Origin of the sequence: Actinoplanes awajinensis subsp. mycoplanecinus, assembly GCF_001509495.1 — a bacterium.
GTDB lineage: Bacteria > Actinomycetota > Actinomycetes > Mycobacteriales > Micromonosporaceae > Actinoplanes > Actinoplanes palleronii.
Map to the genome: position 1 here is coordinate 1 of NZ_LLZH01000256.1, position 226 is coordinate 226.

At 70.4% G+C, this 226-nt stretch carries 1 pseudogene; it reads right to left on the minus strand.

From position 1 onward, the window contains the following. Positions 1–33 precede the first annotated feature (33 nt). Positions 34–226, minus strand: a pseudogene (locus ADL15_RS24935) (recombinase family protein); the annotation flags it as partial.

The window sequence follows — 226 nt, forward strand, 5'->3', positions numbered from 1 at the left end:
GGTCGAGGGCGAACCGGTACGCCTGGATCGTCGTCACGCCGGATCCTCGATGGCGGCTTCGACCGCACGGCGAGCACGGTTCGCGGCAGCACGACGGCCGTACAGCCGGGCGCACAGCGACGTCAACATCTCGGTCACGTCGCGGACCAAGTCGTCATCGACCTCGGCCGGATCGACGACGAGCAGGCGCCTGCCCTGCGCGGTCAGCGCCGCCTCGACGTACTCG